General features: G+C 64.6%; 24 protein-coding genes and 1 pseudogene. 24 read left to right on the top strand and 1 reads right to left on the bottom strand.

Annotation, left to right across the window (positions count from 1 at the left end):
- The first annotated feature begins 325 nt into the window (after positions 1–325).
- The 19 genes and pseudogenes from BUB97_RS26215 to BUB97_RS12565 all read left to right on the top strand — a co-directional run bounded on the left by BUB97_RS26215 (position 326) and on the right by BUB97_RS12565 (position 12459).
- Positions 326–490 carry a hypothetical protein gene (locus BUB97_RS26215; protein ID WP_011579877.1) on the top strand — a complete coding sequence of 55 codons (165 nt, stop codon included), beginning with the start codon at positions 326–328 and terminating at the stop codon, positions 488–490.
- A 141-nt stretch (positions 491–631) separates the two neighbouring features.
- Entirely contained in the window at positions 632–1072 is a 441-nt protein-coding gene (locus BUB97_RS12645; protein ID WP_073135217.1) for a hypothetical protein, read from the top strand.
- Positions 1073–1682: 610 nt separating this feature from the next.
- The gene (locus BUB97_RS12640) at positions 1683–2009 is read left to right on the top strand and encodes a DUF736 domain-containing protein (protein ID WP_011579875.1); all 327 of its coding nucleotides are present in this window, start codon (positions 1683–1685) and stop codon (positions 2007–2009) included.
- Between the two features lie 189 nt (positions 2010–2198).
- The gene (locus tag BUB97_RS12635; RefSeq protein WP_011579874.1) at positions 2199–2462 is read left to right on the top strand and encodes a helix-turn-helix domain-containing protein; all 264 of its coding nucleotides are present in this window, start codon (positions 2199–2201) and stop codon (positions 2460–2462) included.
- 120 nt (positions 2463–2582) lie between these two features.
- Positions 2583–2849 (top strand): DNA -binding domain-containing protein, encoded by a 267-nt coding sequence (locus BUB97_RS12630; protein WP_073135215.1) that lies wholly within the window; start codon positions 2583–2585, stop codon positions 2847–2849.
- A gap of 10 nt (positions 2850–2859) precedes the next feature.
- Positions 2860–3150 (top strand): annotated as a pseudogene (locus tag BUB97_RS27400) (transcriptional regulator domain-containing protein); the annotation flags it as partial.
- A gap of 13 nt (positions 3151–3163) precedes the next feature.
- Positions 3164–3739, top strand: coding sequence for a DUF2285 domain-containing protein (locus BUB97_RS26905; RefSeq protein ID WP_245818288.1), 576 nt, complete (start codon positions 3164–3166; stop codon positions 3737–3739).
- Between the two features lie 125 nt (positions 3740–3864).
- Positions 3865–4146, top strand: coding sequence for a helix-turn-helix transcriptional regulator (locus tag BUB97_RS12620; RefSeq protein WP_011579870.1), 282 nt, complete (start codon positions 3865–3867; stop codon positions 4144–4146).
- A 37-nt stretch (positions 4147–4183) separates the two neighbouring features.
- Entirely contained in the window at positions 4184–5218 is a 1035-nt protein-coding gene (locus tag BUB97_RS12615) for a replication initiator protein A (RefSeq protein ID WP_338141781.1), read from the top strand.
- On the top strand, positions 5215–5853 hold the full coding sequence (parA, locus tag BUB97_RS12610; RefSeq protein WP_073135213.1) for a ParA family partition ATPase: 639 nt from the start codon (positions 5215–5217) through the stop codon (positions 5851–5853). The genes BUB97_RS12615 and parA overlap by 4 nt, the downstream gene beginning before the upstream one ends.
- Entirely contained in the window at positions 5850–6089 is a 240-nt protein-coding gene (locus BUB97_RS12605; RefSeq protein ID WP_073135211.1) for a ribbon-helix-helix protein, read from the top strand. The genes parA and BUB97_RS12605 overlap by 4 nt, the downstream gene beginning before the upstream one ends.
- The gene (locus tag BUB97_RS12600; protein WP_073135209.1) at positions 6086–6601 is read left to right on the top strand and encodes a DUF2840 domain-containing protein; all 516 of its coding nucleotides are present in this window, start codon (positions 6086–6088) and stop codon (positions 6599–6601) included. The genes BUB97_RS12605 and BUB97_RS12600 overlap by 4 nt, the downstream gene beginning before the upstream one ends.
- Positions 6598–7194, top strand: a complete 597-nt coding sequence (locus BUB97_RS12595; RefSeq protein WP_073135207.1) for a S26 family signal peptidase — start codon at positions 6598–6600, stop codon at positions 7192–7194. Before BUB97_RS12600 ends, BUB97_RS12595 begins: the two co-directional genes overlap by 4 nt.
- Positions 7191–7529: a DUF736 domain-containing protein gene (locus tag BUB97_RS12590; protein WP_073135205.1), complete on the top strand. Its 339-nt coding sequence runs from the start codon at positions 7191–7193 to the stop codon at positions 7527–7529. Before BUB97_RS12595 ends, BUB97_RS12590 begins: the two co-directional genes overlap by 4 nt.
- A gap of 3 nt (positions 7530–7532) precedes the next feature.
- A complete protein-coding gene (locus tag BUB97_RS12585; RefSeq protein WP_073135204.1) occupies positions 7533–8297 on the top strand; it encodes a lytic transglycosylase domain-containing protein in 765 nt (254 codons plus the stop codon).
- 247 nt (positions 8298–8544) lie between these two features.
- Positions 8545–10308, top strand: a complete 1764-nt coding sequence (locus BUB97_RS12580) for a relaxase/mobilization nuclease domain-containing protein (protein WP_073135203.1) — start codon at positions 8545–8547, stop codon at positions 10306–10308.
- Between the two features lie 140 nt (positions 10309–10448).
- Complete coding sequence (locus tag BUB97_RS12575) at positions 10449–10811, top strand: TFIIB-type zinc ribbon-containing protein (RefSeq protein WP_073135202.1); 363 nt, start codon at positions 10449–10451, stop codon at positions 10809–10811.
- A gap of 30 nt (positions 10812–10841) precedes the next feature.
- On the top strand, positions 10842–11798 hold the full coding sequence (locus BUB97_RS12570) for a cation diffusion facilitator family transporter (RefSeq protein WP_245818287.1): 957 nt from the start codon (positions 10842–10844) through the stop codon (positions 11796–11798).
- Positions 11799–12135: 337 nt separating this feature from the next.
- Positions 12136–12459 carry a hypothetical protein gene (locus tag BUB97_RS12565; protein ID WP_217659660.1) on the top strand — a complete coding sequence of 108 codons (324 nt, stop codon included), beginning with the start codon at positions 12136–12138 and terminating at the stop codon, positions 12457–12459.
- 30 nt (positions 12460–12489) lie between these two features.
- Here BUB97_RS12565 and BUB97_RS12560 read toward each other — a convergent pair whose 3' ends face one another.
- Positions 12490–12945 carry an MgtC/SapB family protein gene (locus BUB97_RS12560; protein ID WP_217659659.1) on the bottom strand — a complete coding sequence of 152 codons (456 nt, stop codon included), beginning with the start codon at positions 12943–12945 and terminating at the stop codon, positions 12490–12492.
- A 247-nt stretch (positions 12946–13192) separates the two neighbouring features.
- Between BUB97_RS12560 and BUB97_RS26210 the strand changes: the two genes are divergently transcribed.
- The 5 genes from BUB97_RS26210 (at position 13193) to BUB97_RS12535 (ending at position 17625) form a co-directional block, all read left to right on the top strand.
- Positions 13193–13384, top strand: a complete 192-nt coding sequence (locus BUB97_RS26210) for a hypothetical protein (RefSeq protein WP_175562623.1) — start codon at positions 13193–13195, stop codon at positions 13382–13384.
- A gap of 290 nt (positions 13385–13674) precedes the next feature.
- Positions 13675–15663: a conjugal transfer protein TraG gene (locus tag BUB97_RS12550; RefSeq protein WP_073135199.1), complete on the top strand. Its 1989-nt coding sequence runs from the start codon at positions 13675–13677 to the stop codon at positions 15661–15663.
- Between the two features lie 7 nt (positions 15664–15670).
- A complete protein-coding gene (locus tag BUB97_RS12545; protein WP_073135198.1) occupies positions 15671–16090 on the top strand; it encodes a CopG family transcriptional regulator in 420 nt (139 codons plus the stop codon).
- Between the two features lie 137 nt (positions 16091–16227).
- Positions 16228–16611 (top strand): ArsR/SmtB family transcription factor, encoded by a 384-nt coding sequence (locus BUB97_RS12540; protein ID WP_073135197.1) that lies wholly within the window; start codon positions 16228–16230, stop codon positions 16609–16611.
- A gap of 33 nt (positions 16612–16644) precedes the next feature.
- Positions 16645–17625, top strand: a complete 981-nt coding sequence (locus tag BUB97_RS12535; protein WP_073135196.1) for an arsenic resistance protein — start codon at positions 16645–16647, stop codon at positions 17623–17625.
- Positions 17626–17661: the final 36 nt, after the last annotated feature.

The raw sequence follows: 17661 nt of genomic DNA, 5'->3' as shown, positions 1-17661 counted from the left end.
CCCTCTCCCCTTTGCTTTCGACGACCGCTTTCTGCCCTATTCAGGCATGAGGGAAATCGGATGCGGGATACCGCCAACTGCTATGGCCACGCTACTGGTCATCGACCGGCCGCACTGGCGCCGGAGGCAGAGCCACCGCCCCGCTTTTGTGCGCTCATCCTTGGTCCAACCGAGGGCCTGACGCCATCAACCCATGAAGGGTCGGCTACGCCCATTGCGTGCCGCCGCTTCGTCTTCGCCTGCGCGGTGATTGCGGCCCTCGGCCGGACACTTCGGGCGCCTGTCAGCGGGGGATGGTCCTCCGCTCGGAACAGGAGCCGGACCGATGTCCCTCGACGCCGCTTATGCCTTCGCAAACAGCCTCGCTGGCACCCTGATGGTCGCCATCATCATCTTCCGAGCGGGCGACGGCACGCTGTCTGTCACTCCCTGCAACGAGTTTGACGGCGATGCCGAGGTCGTGGCCGAGATCGATCCGTTCGACGTCTGACGTCTGGCGGAACAGCTTCGCGGGCGGAGATCGGTTCGATTTCCGCTCCCGAAGCACGTCGAATTTCGCTATACTCTGCAATGCGCCTTGGTGGTGGTGGTTGGCGCACCCGTCAGACCTATTCTCACGGAGGCCACCACCATGATCGTCTTCGCCATTCTCGGTTCGCTTGCCGCCATCGGCGTGCTTTGCTGGCTTTTGTTCACGCTTGCCGTCTTTGCGCTTCCAGCTTTCATCGGCGTCAGCGCGGGCATCTGGGCGCATGAGACCGGCGCTGGCCTGCTCGGTGCCATCGTCATCGGCGCCGTTGGTGCCGTTATCGCACTCGGCGTCGGCCAGCTTCTGCTCGCCATCCTGCGGCCGGCCTGGCTGAAACTCCTCGTCGCCTTGGCTTTCGTCGCGCCCGCAGCCATCGCGGGCTTTCACGCGACGCATGGCATCGTGAAGCACACCATGCCGTCGGAAACCTGGCAGCTCGTGTTCTCGGTCATAGGGGCGATTGCCGTTGCGGTCACGACCTTCATCCGCGTGACGTCGCTCACCCCGCCAGGATCGACCAGCCGGGGCGTTGCCAATGCCTGAATGCCGAACTGACCGCAGAGCCGGACCAGCAAGCGGACGTGCACCACGCACCAACCATCGACCGACCTGATGTGGGATCGGGCGAAAGGGCGCGCACGTCAGCGCGCAACCTGTCATGGCGCAGGGCTCGCTGATCGTCTGATCCCAGGCTGCTCATTCGCCGACTGACCAAACTCAGGCTGACGGGCGTCACCGGTCAGGCGCCCCTCATCAGCAGGACAAGACGTGTCAGCTCAGAGCTCAGAAACGCCGATCGCGTGAACCGCGCGTGCCAATTCGGCCGATGCCCTGCGCCGCCACGTCATCCCCTCGGGATCTAGCCAGATCGAGCGCACCCGAGCGGCCTCTTCAATGGCCTGATCTGGCCGAAGACCGGCTCACGCCTCGCTCGCCTATGGCGCAACAGCGGCGTCACAACTTTCTTCCCCTGCCGGCTGCGCCGCCATTCCTCGCGGGACAAGAAAGTTCCTCCTTTGCTGTCAGGCCCCAAGCCTACCCCAGCGAGCTGGGGCCCCGAGGCTGGGGTGCGCCACCGAGCGTCTCCGGCCCGCCGATCGCCATCGAGGCCGCAATGGTGCGGGCTCGAGACTTCAGATCGAGGAGAAATGACATGGCCACCATCGGCACCTTCAAGAAGACCGGCACGAACGAGTTCACCGGCGAGATCGTCACCCTGAGCGTTCAGGCCAAGAACGTCCGCATCGTTCCCGAGACCCGGGCCACCGGCGAGAACGCCCCCAGCCACCGCGTCCTGGTCGGTCGCGCCGAGATCGGCGCCGCCTGGTCCAAGCGCTCCAACGAGGGCCGCGACTATCTTGGTCTCAAGCTGGACGACCCGAGCTTCAACGCCCCGATCTACGCCAACCTGTTCGACGACGAGGACGGCGAAGCTTTCAGCCTCATCTGGTCTCGCCCCAGCCGCCGCAACGGCGACTGAGGCTCCGGCGACGCCCCGTCCGGTCGATCCGGACGGGGCCTTCGTTGGCCAAAGCATCCGAATCAGGTTGCGGCCTGAACTACTCGAACGACCGCAATAGACGCTCTTCAGTCTGGCCCGAGAAGCCAAGAGCGACTATTATAGTCGTAGTTCTGGCGTGCGCTGAGGTCCGAGTGGAGGTGATCATGCATGATCACCGCCCGACTGTCGCGGGCCGCACGCGCGCTGCTGGGTTGGACACAGGAGACGCTCGCTGACGAAGCCCGTGTATCACTGACCGCGCTTAAGCGCCTCGAGTCGGAGAGCGACTTGAAGGTCTACGAGAGCACGCGCGATCAGGTGCGCCGGGCATTTGAAGCGCATGGCATCGTCCTTTTGCAGTCCGACCAAGGTGAAGGGGTGATGCTCGTCCATGGCCGAAAAGCCGCCAGTGACATGCGGAAGAGAAACTAGCGCCGTTCCACGACGGCCAACCCGCGTTGCGAGCAGACAGCCATACCAGTTGCCGTCGAAGTCGGGCTTGGTTAACGCCATGCCGACACGCAGGGGCTCTGTGATTCCAGGTGGGGCGTCGTGACCAAGGCAGACTTTCTCGAACGACCGCCCGAGAGCGCGTCGATCACCGACTATGATCGGGCGCACATGACGCTCTACCTCCGTCTCCTCGATGCTGCGTCGGATGGCGCTGCTTGGGAAGAGGCCGTGTCGATCCTGTTCGGCATAGACCCGGCCGCCGAACCGGAGCGGGCCCGCCGCATCCATGACAGCCATCTCGATCGTGCCAAATGGATGACCCAGCACGGCTACCGCGAGCTCGCACACGAGCACCCGCGTCGTTGATGCGGGGGTGATGCCGCAGCGGCATCGCCCGTTTCCATTTCTCCGGCTTCCGCTTGCGCTTGCGTGGCGGAATCCTGCGCAGCGAAGCTGCTGCAGGTTTGCTGGCGGAGGATGCATGACCCCCGACATCTCGCACTGGCGATCATCCGAGCGCTACGAATACGTCGAAGGCCTCGTCTCGCCCGAACTCGCCTGGGAATGGCTGCGCCGGAACGAAGACTATCAGCGCGACTTCGAGGCCGCTCAGCTGGAACCGAACGCCGACACCGCAGCAACCGAGGCGACGAGGTCTCGATGGGGGCTGCGATTTCCTGTTGTCGCCGGCCCTCGACGCCAAAGAGGCCGCGCCCATCTGGGCGCCCACCGTGAACACTGGCGTCGTACTACTGACCGCACCGCCCGCCATCCTGCCGAAGGACGACACGTCACAATCCATTGACGCGCAGGCGCCCGGCCAGTCAGACGCGCAAGGCTGCCACTTCGTCCACACCCTCACGAATGGCGACCGGCTCCAGATCCTGCGCCTCGGCGGATTAGGCGCGGACGAAGGCGCGGCGGCCGTCATCCCGCTAAGCCCCGAAGGCTTCGATCGGCTCGAGGCCTTCGCCCGTCTCCTGAGTTCGCTTCATGGTCGCGCGATCCCTGCCGACACGCGGCTCACGCGGCAGCAACGTCAACGTGCGCGACGGATGTTGCAGGCCGTGGACGGTCGTCTCAGCGGCGCCAGCTACCGCGAGATTGCGGCGGCACTGTTCGGCGCACGCGACCTCGCCGATGAACCCTGGAAAACATCCTCGCGCCGGTTCGCCACCATGGACCTCGTGCGCGGCGGCCTCGCCATGATCGCCGGCGGCTATCGACGCCTGCTGAGCCATCGCCGTCGACGCTAGCACGCCTGGTGTGGGGATTTGCTCCCGCCAGCTTCCCACTCCCTCCGCAACTTCGCGATCCGCCAGGGTAGCCGCCAACCGCCGCTGTCCCCCTGCGGCTCTCGCGCAAACTCGGAGGCCCGATCATGTCACCCAATGGCGCCGGCGTGCCGCAACGCTTTCTCCGCACGCCTGAAGCGGCCCGCTTCCTCGGTCTCTCGGATCGCACGCTCGAGAAGCACCGGACCTACGGCACCGGTCCCGCCTATCGCAAGCTTGGCGGGCGCGTCGTCTACGCGCTCGAAGACCTGAAAGCGTGGGCTGACCGCGGGTTTGTCACCTCGACGTCCGATCCGCGCGGGAGTGTCCTTCCCGCCAAGCGCCATGCCGCCGTCACGCCTGCCTTCGGCGGCGGCCAAGCCCGCTGAGCCGTCCGACATGTCCCCGCGGCAGCGCCCCCTCTCCTTGAGCGAACGATCGCGGCTCGACCCGTTCGTCGTCGCCACCGGCGACGCCAGTCCGCGCGACCAGCGCGATCTGATGGAGCGGCCCTTCTTCTCGCTCGCCAAGGCTAAGCGTACCTCACCGATCCACTACCAAGCCGGCGACATCCGCGTCGAAGTCTTCGCGGTCCCCGAGCATGGCATGGCGACCATCTGGGATGCTGACATCCTGATCTGGGCCGCGAGCCAGATCGTCGAGGCCGCAAACCTCGGCTTCCAAACGTCACGCTTCCTGCGCTTCACGCCGTATCAACTCCTGACCGCGATCGGGCGCCAGACCGGATCGCGCGACTATCGGCTCCTCAAGGGCGCTCTGGCGCGCCTTCAGTCGACGGTCATCCGCACCACGATCCGCAACGGCGAGCATTGGCGGCGTCAGCAATTCTCCTGGATCAACGAGTGGGGGGAATGCACGACGCGCGACGGCCGCGTAGAGGGCATGGAGTTCGTCCTGCCCGACTGGCTCTATCGCGGTGTCATTGACCGCTCGCTCGTCCTCGCCATCGATCCCGCCTATTTCCGACTGACCGGCGGCATCGAGCGCTGGCTCTATCGGGTCGCCCGCAAACATGCCGGCCGTCAGCCAGCGGGCTGGACCTTCGAAATCCCGCACCTGCACGCCAAATCGGGCAGCCAGGCGCGTGTTTCCGACTTCGCCATCGACATCCGCCGCATCGTCGCGCGCCAGCCGCTGCCCGGCTATCGCTTGGCTCTGGAGCGCACCGGTCGTCAGGAACGCCTGCACATCCGCCCCATCAACTTGTCCACAGGCCCTGTGGACGGTGTTGTGGATGCGATCGGGACTTCGGGCGCAAATGGTATCGGGATTTCGGGCGTTGCCGGCTCGGGACTTCGGGCGCGGAAATCGCAACTAACCCTCTGGCCTGAAACGGCGATTCCGAGCCTTAACTTAGAGTCTAACAAGGATTCTAACTTCTTGTTGGAGCGGGGCGACGGTGGAAAACCACCCCGCGGCCGACGGAGCGCGCGATCATGATCGTCGCGTTGCTCAACCAGAAAGGCGGCGTCGGCAAGACGACGCTCGCGCTCCATCTCGCCGGCGAATGGGCCAACCGCGACAAGCGCGTCATGTTCATCGACGCCGATCCGCAGGGTTCTTCACTCGACTGGTCCGAAGCCCGCGCCCGTGAAGGCCTGCCCCGCCGCTTCGCCGTCATCGGGCTGGCGCGCGACACCTTGCACCGCGAAGCGCCCGAACTGGCGCGCGGCGCCGATCATGTGGTGATCGATGGTCCCCCGCGGGTCGCCGGCCTCATGCGCTCGGCCCTGCTCGCCGCCGATCTCGTCCTCATCCCGGTTCAGCCGTCGCCCTTCGACGGATGGGCGTCGGCCGAAATGCTGGCACTGCTCCGCGAAGCACGCCTGTTCCGCCCGTCGCTTGTCGCCCGGTTCGTACTCAACCGCTGTGGCGCGCGCACCATCATCGCACGCGAGACCGCCAAGGCGCTCGCCGAACACGATCCGCCGGTGCTGGCGAGCGCGATAGGCCAACGCGTCGGCTTCGCGGATGCCGCGCGATCCGGCCGCCTGATCTCGGAGCTCGATGGCCAGCGTGCCGGCACGCGCGAGATCGCAGCGCTCTGCGCCGAAGTTGGAAGGCTCGCACCATGACCAGGCGCAGCTTCGCCGCGCGGCCCGGCGACCCGGACACCTGGATCAAGGCCGCCGACGGTCCGCGCGGCCCCAGAGCCGACCCCACCGCCTACACTGCGCGCCTCACGATCGACGTCACGCCGGAGCTGCGCGGCCGTATCAAGGTCACTGCGTTCCAGCGCGGCCAGACTGTCGCCGACATGCTGCGCGAGCTCCTCGCGGGCGCCTTTCCTGCCGAGGGAGACGCGCCATGAGCGCTCCGGCAATTCATGGCGCAGCGGGCGTTCGGCCGTCATCACCTCCCGGTCGGCTCACCGAAGTCGAACTGGTTTGGCGCGAGAAGCAGATCGAGCACTGGATCCGCTTCGGCCATGCGGTCCACGAACAGATCCTCGACCGACGGCGCCGCGTCCTCAGCTTCCCCGCCGGGGCGGTCTTCGCCTTCGTCCGCTGGGCATCGAATGGCTTTGGCACCGTCGTTTCGCGCATCGACATCCTGCGCGCCGTCCGCGCAGGCGACGGCTATCAGACGCTACCCTCGGTGCGACCCGGTGGTGAAATCCTGCTGCAAACGAGCGGCTGGCCGAGCGTCGAATGCGTGCTGCTTCTGATCGACGCGATCGAAGCGCTCGACATCGATCCCGCCGAAGCTGCGCCTGACTATTGGCGCCATGTCCATAACCGGCTCGCCGCCGGGGACGCCCCGCGATCCTACTCGCGACAGCAGCACCGCGCCTGGCGCTTGCGACAGAGGGCCGAGCCATGACGCGCGCCGGCTACCTGCTGACGGCCACGGGCGCCGCGCTCCTGCTGATCACGCTGGCGATGGTGCACGTTGCACCGCGGCTCGTCTGGAACGCATCGGCCAGTGTGCCGGTCGGCCTCTATCAGATCAGCCCGGCGACACCGCTCGAGGTCACCGACCTTGTCGCGGTCAATGCGCCGGAGCCGCTTGCCGCCTTCCTCGCAGACCGGAGTTATCTGCCACGCGGCGTGCCGCTCTTGAAGCGCGTTGCTGCACTTCCCGGGCAAACGGTCTGCCGTTCGGGCGCTGACATCACCGTCGACGGAACCACCGTCGGCAATGCGCTCGACCGCGACCGTCTGGGACGCACGCTGCCAATCTGGAGCGGCTGCCACCGGATCGGCGCGAGCGAACTCTTCCTCATGAACATCGGCGTCCGGGACAGCCTGGACGGCCGCTACTTCGGGCCTCTCGCCGTCACTACCGTGATCGGCCGTGCCACCCCTCTCTACACCGACGAAGACGGCGACGGTCGCTTCGTCTGGCGCGCGCCGACTTGGGTAGACGGCGCCGCCATGACCCGTTCCACCGCATCGCCAAGGAGGTTGCCATGAGCCTGATCGGAGAATTCACCCGCACCAAGAGCGGCTATGGCGGCCGCATTCGCACGCTCGCCCTCGACGCCGCTCTGGTGCTCGTGCCGGCGGAGCACTCCGACGCCGAGAATGCGCCCGACTATCGCGTTCACCTCGGCGACGACTCCGATGGGCCGGAAGTGGGCGCGGGATGGAAGCGCACCGGCGAGAAGGCCGGCGAATATGTGTCGTTGCAGCTCGACGATCCGACCTTCGCACAGCCGATCCGGGCCAACCTGTTCCAGTCGGCCGACGACAAGTCAGCATGGGGTCTCTACTGGAACCGGCCGACCAAGCGTAGCGAGCGGGACTGACCGATGCGCGTCTCCCATCGCCAGCCCGCTGCCGGAGCGAAAGGGGCCGCCCGCCGACTGCCCTTCCTTCTCCTTTCCGGCCTGGCCTTTGTCGGCGCGATGCCCGCGCCGTCTCTGGCGCAGACCTCGGTCATCGAGCGACCCGCGGCAGGCTCGCCCTACACACGAGCGGTCGCCGAGGCAGCGCAGCGGTTCGGCATTCCCGAGGGCTGGATCTGGGCAGTCATGCGCGTCGAGAGCGGCGGTCGTGTCCGCGCGGTCTCGCCCAAAGGCGCGATGGGACTCATGCAGATCATGCCCGCGACCTGGGCTTATCTGCGGGCGCGCCACGGGCTGGGCGCCGATCCCTTTGACCCGCGCGACAACATCCTCGCTGGTGCAGCCTATCTGCGCGAAATGCACGATCGCTACGGCGCGCCGGGCTTCCTCGCGGCCTACAATGCCGGCCCCGGGCGCTACGATGACTATCTCTCGGCTGGCCGCGCGCTGCCCGCCGAGACCATCGCCTACGTGGCCGCAATCGCGCCGTTGATCGGCAGTGAGCCGCTCGCTGCCGGCGTCGCTGTCGCGACCGTCGACCCGCTCGCCTGGACTCGGTCTCCGTTGTTCGTCGCGCGCTCCGACGGCAGCGTTGCAGCAGAACGATCGCAGCCCGAGCGCCAAAGGTACGGCAGCCGAACGGCAGATCCGCAGCAGCCCCCGATCGCCGGTTCGACGCAAACGGCAGGCATCTTCGTGACCCGCGCCGATGATGGGGGGCGCCCATGACTAGAATCGCACTCCGGCGCGGTCTAGCGAGCTCCCGGAAAGAGGCGGCATGGGGCGGCTGGAGCGAAGCAGACACGACCAACAGACGGCGAGATAAAAGCGGCTCGCCACTCGCGTGCAAGCCATTGCTTTCGCATGACTTTTCACGTGCCGGTCGGTCGGCGGCAGTGCCGGTTCCGGCTTTTATCCAAGTCATTTCAAGGACATTGCCGGCACTGTCCCGCGTTTGGCCCGCCGGAGGCCGGCGATGAGCGAGGGCGACAGCGACTTCCGGGTCCGGCCCGGCCGCATCGGTTCGACGCGGGCGCCGAAACCCAAGAGCTTCATCAACCAGGTCCTGCGCGCCGCCAAGCGCTCGGGGCATGTCGGCACCGGCGGCGGTCCGAGCCGAAAGGCGTCCGGCTATGGCCGTTCGAGCTTCGGGCGCGGACGGATTGCCTTCAGCCGCGCGCGGCTTTTCAGCTCGTCGCGCCGCGTCGTCGTCAAGGCGCGGATCGCCCGCCACCAGGGCCGGGCCTTTCGGTCTGCGCCGCTCAATGCCCACCTCTCTTATCTCAAGCGCGACAGCGTCACGCGCGACGGTGAAAAGGCCGTGATGTTCGATGCCGACAGCGACCGCGCCGATGACGCTGGTTTCGCCGCGCGCTCGAAGGACGACCGGCACCATTTCCGCTTCATCATCTCGCCCGAGGACGCCGGCGAGATGACGGATCTGCGCGCCTTCACGCGCGACCTCGCGCGCCAAATGGAAGCCGACCTCGGGACCCGGCTCGACTGGGTCGCGGTCGATCACTGGAACACCGACAATCCCCACGTCCACCTGCTGGTGCGAGGCGTTGACGCCCAGGGCGCCGACCTCGTCATCTCACGCGACTACATCAGCCGCGGCTTGCGATCCCGGGCCGAGGATCTCGTGTCGATCGAACTCGGCCCGAAGCCGGAGCACGAGATCAAGACGGCGCTCGAGCGCGAAATGACGGCCGAGCGCTGGACTCGCCTCGATGTCGAGATTCGCATAGCCGCCGACGAGACCGGCTTCATCGATCTTCGTCCCGAGCAATCCGGTGCCGGTGATCCCCAGACCCGCCGGCTCATGATCGGCCGGCTCCAGCACCTGGAGAAGATGGGCCTCGCGTCATCCGCCAGGCCCGGCGAGTGGATGGTCGGCCTCGACGCCGAACGCCACTTGCGCGACCTCGGGCTTCGCGGGGACATCATCAAGACCATGCACCGGGCCTTCGCCGAGCGTGGTGAGGATCGCGCTGTCGCCGACTATGTCATCGAAGGCGGCAGCGGACAGGCGCCGATCATCGGGCGGCTGGTCGATCGTGGGCTGCACGACGAGCTGACGGGCGAAGCATATGCGGTGATCGACGGCACCGACGGCCGCGCCCACCATGTCCGGTTCCGCGGTGTCGAAGCCTTCGAGCATGCGCCTGCGATCGGCGGCATCGTGGAAGTGCGCCGCTTCGGCGGCCCCGACGATGGCCGACCGACGCTTGTGCTGGCCGGACGTTCGGACATCGACCTTGTCGCCCAAGTGACGGCGCCCGGCGCGACCTGGCTCGATCACCGGCTGGTGGAGCGCGAGCCGACACCGCTTTCCATGGGCGGTTTCGGGCGCGAGGTGCGGGACGCGATGACGGCCCGCGCCGAGCATCTCGCCGAGGAAGGGCTCGCCCGTCGACAGGGGCAGCGCATCATCCTTCAACGCGACCTGCTCAACACGCTGCGGCGGCGCGAGCTGGATGCGGTCGGGGCCAAGCTCTCGGCCGAGATGGAATTGCCTCACAACCAGTCGGCGGCCGGCGAGCATATCACCGGGACTTACCGCCAACGTCTGACGCTCTCGTCAGGCCGCTTCGCAATGATTGACAACGGGCTCGGCTTCCAGCTTGTGCCGTGGTCGCCGCCGCTGGAGAAGCAACTCGGCCGCCGCGTCGCCGGCGTCGCCAAAGATGGTGGTGGCATCGAGTGGGGCTTCGGACGAAAGAGATCACTCGGGCTGTAGCCCGGAAAGGGCGACAAGTGAGGCACCCTCGAAAATATAAATATACCTAAGCCTTGAACCTCTAGCGACTAGAGATACGATATAGAAAGTTCGAAGGCCCTCTGGGGTCGCGGCTTCGCTTCGAAACTTAGGAGAGAGAAATGGTAGACATCGCAAATACCGCAGCTGATGACAAAGGTCATGGGCTTCTTTGCCCCGCCTGCAAAGTCGATCTGGTCATGAGCGAGCGCCAAGGCATCGAGATCGACTATTGTCCCAAGTGTCGGGGCGTCTGGCTGGATCGCGGTGAGCTGGACAAAATCATCGAGCGCAGCGCAAGCGAAGAGACTCAAACCTCACAGACACAGCCCTATACGCCGCAACCAGCGCCGCAACGGGGGCAATCTTATCCGTCCCAAGGTAGCTACGATAGCGGTCATGGTTCGGGGCACGGTGGTGGACACGGAGGCGGCCACGGTCAAAGTCGCAGGCACGGATCGTTCCTGGGGCGGTTATTCGACTGACGAGGTTTGCTCCATGATTTGGGATCGGCCTTGGCGGCGCAGCGCCAATGGAATGACTGTGGTTTGACAATGGGCGCAGGGCATTCACACGCGGCGGCAGTTCCTTCCGGAACCGCCGCGGGGCGGCACAAGAGCAGGCTCACGGGGGCGCTCGCTCTCACCACAACGTTCATGGCAGTCGAGGTGATCGGCGGCCTGTGGACGGGGAGCCTCGCGCTTCTGGCAGATGCAGCGCACATGCTGACGGACGCGGGCGGCCTGGCCCTCGCGCTGATCGCTATCCGTTTCGCGGAACGGGCCGCGACGCCGCAGAAGACCTATGGCTACGTGCGCATGGAGGTGCTGTCGGCACTGACGAATGCCGTCGTTCTCCTGCTGCTGACGATCTACATTTTCTACGAGGCCTACAAGCGTTTCCTGAACCCGCCGGAAATTCTGGGCGGCCCGATGCTGGCGGTGGCTGTGGTCGGCCTCGCGGTCAATCTGATCAGCATGAAGCTTCTGTCCGCCGGGTCATCGGAAAGCCTGAATGTAAAGGGCGCCTATTTCGAGGTGCTCAGCGACATGCTGGGCTCACTCGGCGTCATCGTCGCCGCAGGCGTCGTCATGCTCACCGGCTGGACGCTGGCCGATCCGATCATCGGCGCCGGCATCGGGCTTTTCATCATTCCGCGCACGTGGATATTGTTGAAGCAGGCAATCCACATACTCATGGAAGGCACGCCGCCCGAAGTCGACATCGCGCTCCTGGAGCGAAAGCTGCTCGACCTCCCTGGCGTAACCGCCGTCCACGATTTGCATGTCTGGACGATCACCTCCGGCATTGACGCCATTAGTTGCCACCTCGTCGTGGCCGACATGGCCCAGGCGCAAGCGACGCTTCTAAGCGCCCAGGACGCGATGAAGACGGGCTTTGGCCTGACGCATGCGACTATCCAGATCGAGGATCAGATCCTGCGCGAGGCCGAGGGTGAGTTGAGGCTATAAGGGCAGTGGTAAGGCGCACTCGAAAGCAGTGCCCGCATGAGCTCGATGCAACTCATTCCAAGCGCCGCAACTCGAGACACGGCACGTGCGATATTCGTTGGATGTGGCGTTGGCTCTAGCTGCCAACAGTAAGAATACCTATCTGCGATAAATAGCGATGAATCCTTTCGGATCGCACCCGAATCGGACGACGGAGACAGAGATGGGTGGACATAGGCGGGATGGCCGCTGGCCTCGCGGCGGTCATGGCGAGGACCAATTTTCCAGGCGGTGGCCAGGCAACCCATCGGGCGTTGATCCTGTGCCGCGACTGTTGAGGCCGATCTCCTGGATCGTCGTGATCGCCGGTCTGGCGGTGTGGTCGCTGCTTGCGTGGATTGGTTACGCTTTGGTCGATCCCGTCCTCGGCTGGGTTGCGGCCAATGCCGGCCTCCTGGTGGACGGCGGGAAGGGCCTCGCAACCGCGACCGGAGCCGGCAAGGAAGTCGGCAGCGTCGTTGACAATCTCAACGTCAGCGGTTTTTTGGGTCAGGCCATAGCTTTGCTGCGAGTAGTTCTGAAGCCGGCGATTATTGTTCTCTGGGCGATCGGCGCCCTCGCCCTCATCGCCGCGCCCGTGATCCTGCCGAGGATCATTGATCGCGCCCGGCGACTTCTCTAAGCGGGACGAACCCAAGACGGCATCGCCCCTTCATGGAGCATCTCGCCGATCATCTTTGGCATCTGTTTCACGCGCGGCGTCCTTGAGCGGCGCGAGATAGCGCAACGTCACGTAGGTGGTCGCACTCAGGATCACGGCGATATCGTAAAGGCCATAGCCCACCGCCGCCCCGAGCGCACCGGTCGCCCACAGGCTTGCCGCCGTCGCCGTGCCCAAGGCCTGGGTGCCGTGCTTCAGGATCGCGCCGCCGCCGATGAAGCCAACGCCGGTGATCAGTCCCTCCAGGATGCGCGCCTGGCCGGGTGAAGTTGCGCCGAGGACGCCGATGGCGACGAGCACGAAGCCGCATGCGGCCATGGCAACAAGCGGAAAGGTGCGGATGCCGGCGCTGCGTTCCTCGCGTTCGCGGTTCCAGCCGATTGGGAGCGCGAGCACATACGCGACAACAAGGCTGATCACATGGGACAGCACCTCCCATACGTTCATTGATGACATCATAGCTGGGTTTATATGCTAGCCTTCTGCCTCTCGCACGTCATTTGATGTGCGCGGCAAGCGCGGGCGGCACGGCCTGCGCCAAGGTTATGCCCATCATTCGGCCACACAATCTGGACAACCTCCTGATGGGCTCGACACTCCGGCCAAGCTGCAGGGGTGCTGCCCAAATCAAGCTTGAGGAACAAGCGCGCGACTGGCGCATTCCTCCTGACCGCCTTCAGAAAAGGAGAATACTATGGCGCAAGAAAAACCCGGCCAACATCACGACCATCCTAACCACAAGCCAGGGGATGTGGATCAGCACGGCCACCGCGACAAGCCCGGCCCAAAAGAGGTACCCGGCGAGCACCACGACCATCCCGACCACAAGCCCGGAGATGTTGATCAACAGGGCCACCGCGACAAGGGCGGCGCGAAAAAGAAGTAATACAGTAATATTCTTATCAGACGGGCGGCTCCGCGTACCTGGCGCTGAGCCGCCGATTGAGTTAGGGCCTGCTACGAGCGTGAAGTAAGGATCCCTCAACGATCGGGGAGCCGGGCGGCGCGCTCCACTAGTAGGGACGGCCGTTATGCCGAGATAATGGATCCCGACACGGCAGATTTCCTGTCTTTATTCGCCAGCACAGCCGAATCTTCGACCGCCGTTTCCGACACCTTGTGACGGACAGGACCAGGCACCTACCTTGACGGTATTCGCTGTTGAGGAAGCCCGTTTTGTCCGCCACCAAAATCCTCTGGGGCCAGATCACTACCGTGTTCCTCATCGTGCTGCTCACGAGCTGGGGCGCGACCCAATGGACCGCCTGGCGGCTCGGCTTTCAGGCGCAGCTCGGTACGCCCTGGTTCGAGCTGGCGAGTTGGCCGGTCTACTATCCGCCCGCATTCTTCTGGTGGTGGTATTTCTATGACGCCTATGCGCCGCCGATCTTTGTTGAAGGCGCGGTGATCGCCGCCTCCGGCGGCTTCATATCAATAGCCGTCGCCATCGCGATGTCGGTATGGCGTGCCCATGAGGCGAAGAATGTCGAGACCTATGGCTCGGCCCGCTGGGCTGAACTCCGGGAAGTGAAAGTGGCAGGCCTGCTCGGACCCGACGGCGTCATCCTCGGCAAGCTCGGCGACGCCTATCTCCGGCACGACGGGCCGGAGCATGTCCTGTGCTTCGCACCCACCCGATCGGGCAAGGGTGTCGGTCTCGTCGTCCCGACACTCCTCACCTGGCCGGGCTCCGCTATTGTCCACGACATCAAGGGCGAGAACTGGCAACTGACTGCCGGCTTCCGCGCGAGGCACGGCCGCGTCCTGCTCTTCGATCCCACCAACGCCAAATCGGCCGCCTATAACCCGCTCCTGGAAGTGCGACGCGGCGAGTGGGAAGTCCGCGACGTGCAGAATGTCGCCGACGTTCTCGTCGACCCCGAGGGCTCACTCGACAAGCGCAATCACTGGGAGAAGACGAGCCATTCGCTGCTCGTCGGCACCATCCTGCATGTCCTATACGCCGAGGAGGAGAAGACGCTCGCCGGTGTCGCTGCCTTCTTGTCTGACCCGCGCCGTCCGATCGAAGCCACCCTGAAGGCGATGATGACGACGCCGCATCTCGGACCCGACGGCCCCCATCCGGTCGTGGCGTCGACGGCGCGCGAACTCCTCAACAAAAGCGACAACGAGCGCTCGGGCGTCCTGTCCACCGCCATGTCCTTCTTGGGCCTCTATCGCGACCCGGTGGTGGCGGAGGTGACGCGCCACTGCGACTGGCGGATCGCCGACCTCATCGCCGACGAGAAGCCAGCGACGCTCTATCTGGTGGTTCCGCCGTCGGACATATCCCGGACGAAGCCGCTGATCCGGCTCGTGCTCAACCAGATCGGCCGACGCTTAACCGAGGATCTGCATGCGCGAGACCGGCGGCATCGCGTGCTGATAATGCTCGACGAGTTCCCGGCGCTCGGCCGCCTCGACTTCTTTGAAAGCGCGCTCGCCTTCATGGCGGGTTACGGCCTGAAGTCGTTCCTCATCGCCCAGTCGCTGAACCAGATAGAGAAGGCCTATGGCCCGAACAACGCGATCCTCGACAACTGCCATGTGCGCGTGAGCTTCGCCACCAATGACGAACGCACCGCCAAGCGCGTGAGCGACGCCCTCGGTACGGCGACCGAGATGAAGGCGATGCGGAACTATGCCGGGCATCGGCTCAGCCCTTGGCTCGGCCACCTGATGGTCTCGCGCTCGGAGACGGCGCGGCCGCTTCTCACACCCGGCGAGGTGATGCAGCTGCCCGCCACAGACGAGATCGTCATGGCCGCCGGTGTCCATCCCATCCGAGCCAAGAAGGCCCGTTACTTCGAGGATCGCCGCTTCAAGGAACGCATCCTGCCATCGCCGGATCCGACGAACCGCAGGCGTTCGACCCGAAAGGACTCCTGGTCCGAGTTGAAACCGCAGCGGCCCGACGCGGTGCTCGCGGCTGAACTCGACAAGGTGGAAGACGCTGCCAATGGCGGTCTGCGGCGCGAGCCCGAACTGCCCGACCATGTCGCGATCGCCAAGGAGACGACCGGACCTGCCGCGGCCGACGAGTTTTCCATCATGCTGGACGATGAGCCGGAAGACGCGGCGCGGCAGCGTCAGGCGCTGCGCCAGCAAATGCGCGGCGTGGCGAGACAGGTCGCGCTCGATCCCAATGACGGCATCGATCTGTGAGGTAACCATGCGTGACCGGATGAACGTTTATTTCCCGCCCGAGATGCTCCGCCAGATCGCCGATCTCGCCGACCGCCAGAAGCTCTCCCGCTCCGCGATCGTCGAGGCGGCGGTTGCGTCATTCCTGTCACCTGATGGCGCGGACAAGCGCGAGGCCGCGTTCGCGCGCCGTCTTGATCGCCTGTCGCGCCAGGTCCAGCGCTTGGAGCGCGACCTCGGTGTCACCGCAGAGACACTCGCCCTCTTCGTCCGGTTCTGGCTGACGATCACGCCGCCCTTGCCGAACGATGCTCAGGCGTCAGCACAGGCCAAGGGGCGGGAACGCTACGAGGGATTCGTCGAGACGCTGGGGCGGCGCTTGCAGAAGGGACAGAGCTTTTTGAAGGAGATCCCGGAGGACGTACGCGCCGATAGTTCCGAGGTTTAACGAATGGCCTCGGCAAGGACCGTTGACCCTCGTCGCAAGCAGTTGCCATTCCAGCCATTTACATCGGGAAGCCATGTCCGTCTGGGCGTTGAGACACTTCTGTTTACATTTCAACACCTATTGAAATATACAGACTCATGGATGAACGACAGGCTCTCGACGGATTTGCGGCATTGTCGCAGGAGACGCGACTGCGCATCGTGCGCATGCTCGTGAAAGCTGGAGCAGAGGGAATGTCGGCGGGCGCCATCGCAGCCGAGCTCGATGGGTCGGCTGCCTCGCGCGTTTCATTTCACCTGGGTCACTTGGAAAATGCAAAACTCATAACAAAGCGCCGCAATGGCCGATCCATCATTTACAGCGCCATCTTTCCCCAGCTCTCCGACCTCGTCGCTTTCCTGATGCGGGATTGCTGCCAAGGTCATTGCAAAGTTTGCGACCAAGCCATCACGCTTTTCGCGCAGTGCACCGGCCGTCCCACTGAGCCGCAGACCTCGAAGCTGGCGCTAGGGCGCACCTGATTGCGCCGTGCGCGCCAATTCCTGGGATTGATCATGACCACATCATTGCGCGAAACGCTGGAATCAAATCAGGTCGCAATTTACTTCTTAACAATCCTGATTGCTGGTGTCGGCTCGCTTATCGTACCAACAACTGGCATTTCAGCTTTCATTGAGCCTGCGCTGACTCTGATGCTGTTCCTGACTTTTCTTCAAGTGCCACTGGCCGCCCTTAGCAAAACTCTTTTGCAGGTACGCTTCCTAGTCGCTCTTGCCGTGTCCAACTTCATTGCCGTACCTGTTCTCGTCGCCCTGATCCTCCCACTGGCACCTGCCGACCCAGTGGTGCGCCTCGGCGTACTCATGGTTCTGCTTACTCCATGCATCGACTACGTCGTAACGTTCTCTCAGATTGGACGCGCCAACTCCCAATCGCTCTTGGCCGCGACCCCGATGCTTCTCGCGTCGCAAATGCTACTTCTGCCCGTCTACCTTAGATTATTTCTCGGAGATAAGGCTGCCGATCTCGTCGCGCTCGGACCGTTTCTCAAGGCCTTCTTGTGGCTCATCCTTGTCCCGTTGTTACTTGCGGCCTTGGTGCAATTTGGCGCCAGTCAAAGAACTGAAATGCGGCGGCTCAAGGCAGGGCTAGATCGGCTACCGGTTCTGTCGACAGCTCTGGTGCTGGGCTTGGTCTTCGCCGGAGTGGTCCCACAGCTCGGGCTGGCAGCTCCAAGCGCACTCAGCGTGATGCCAATTTACGCCACCTTCGCGGTTGCTGCCCCCGTAGTAGGCTGGACGATTGGGCGAATAATGCAACTTTCTGCTCCCGATGGTCGCGCCGTTGCGTTCAGTACCGCGACGCGCAACTCGCTCGTCGTCCTGCCGCTGGCCTTCGCTGTTCCCGGGGCGATGCCGTTGCTACCAGCGGTCATCGTGGCGCAGACTCTCATCGAACTCATAGCTTCGCTGATATACATGAAGCTGATGCCCGTTCTCGGATCGACGGCCCGCCCGCCTGCTTCATCGGACTAGTCTCAATTCCTCCGCGTTAATATCCGCAGCCGACCT

The organism is Muricoccus roseus (assembly GCF_900141905.1).
Lineage (GTDB): Bacteria > Pseudomonadota > Alphaproteobacteria > Acetobacterales > Acetobacteraceae > Roseomonas > Roseomonas rosea.
Note: the sequence above shows the minus strand (reverse complement) of the source record. Positions and strands in the feature narration are given on the sequence as shown.

Coding starts and splice junctions, on each gene's coding strand:
- BUB97_RS26215 (WP_011579877.1), top strand. CDS start 326: ATGTCCCTCGACGCCGCTTATGCCTTCGCAAACAGCCTCGCTGGCACC.
- BUB97_RS12645 (WP_073135217.1), top strand. CDS start 632: ATGATCGTCTTCGCCATTCTCGGTTCGCTTGCCGCCATCGGCGTGCTT.
- BUB97_RS12640 (WP_011579875.1), top strand. CDS start 1,683: ATGGCCACCATCGGCACCTTCAAGAAGACCGGCACGAACGAGTTCACC.
- BUB97_RS12635 (WP_011579874.1), top strand. CDS start 2,199: ATGATCACCGCCCGACTGTCGCGGGCCGCACGCGCGCTGCTGGGTTGG.
- BUB97_RS12620 (WP_011579870.1), top strand. CDS start 3,865: ATGTCACCCAATGGCGCCGGCGTGCCGCAACGCTTTCTCCGCACGCCT.
- parA (WP_073135213.1), top strand. CDS start 5,215: ATGATCGTCGCGTTGCTCAACCAGAAAGGCGGCGTCGGCAAGACGACG.
- BUB97_RS12605 (WP_073135211.1), top strand. CDS start 5,850: ATGACCAGGCGCAGCTTCGCCGCGCGGCCCGGCGACCCGGACACCTGG.
- BUB97_RS12600 (WP_073135209.1), top strand. CDS start 6,086: ATGAGCGCTCCGGCAATTCATGGCGCAGCGGGCGTTCGGCCGTCATCA.
- BUB97_RS12595 (WP_073135207.1), top strand. CDS start 6,598: ATGACGCGCGCCGGCTACCTGCTGACGGCCACGGGCGCCGCGCTCCTG.
- BUB97_RS12590 (WP_073135205.1), top strand. CDS start 7,191: ATGAGCCTGATCGGAGAATTCACCCGCACCAAGAGCGGCTATGGCGGC.
- BUB97_RS12585 (WP_073135204.1), top strand. CDS start 7,533: ATGCGCGTCTCCCATCGCCAGCCCGCTGCCGGAGCGAAAGGGGCCGCC.
- BUB97_RS12580 (WP_073135203.1), top strand. CDS start 8,545: ATGAGCGAGGGCGACAGCGACTTCCGGGTCCGGCCCGGCCGCATCGGT.
- BUB97_RS12575 (WP_073135202.1), top strand. CDS start 10,449: ATGGTAGACATCGCAAATACCGCAGCTGATGACAAAGGTCATGGGCTT.
- BUB97_RS12560 (WP_217659659.1), bottom strand. CDS start 12,945: ATGAACGTATGGGAGGTGCTGTCCCATGTGATCAGCCTTGTTGTCGCG.
- BUB97_RS26210 (WP_175562623.1), top strand. CDS start 13,193: ATGGCGCAAGAAAAACCCGGCCAACATCACGACCATCCTAACCACAAG.
- BUB97_RS12545 (WP_073135198.1), top strand. CDS start 15,671: ATGCGTGACCGGATGAACGTTTATTTCCCGCCCGAGATGCTCCGCCAG.
- BUB97_RS12540 (WP_073135197.1), top strand. CDS start 16,228: ATGGATGAACGACAGGCTCTCGACGGATTTGCGGCATTGTCGCAGGAG.
- BUB97_RS12535 (WP_073135196.1), top strand. CDS start 16,645: ATGACCACATCATTGCGCGAAACGCTGGAATCAAATCAGGTCGCAATT.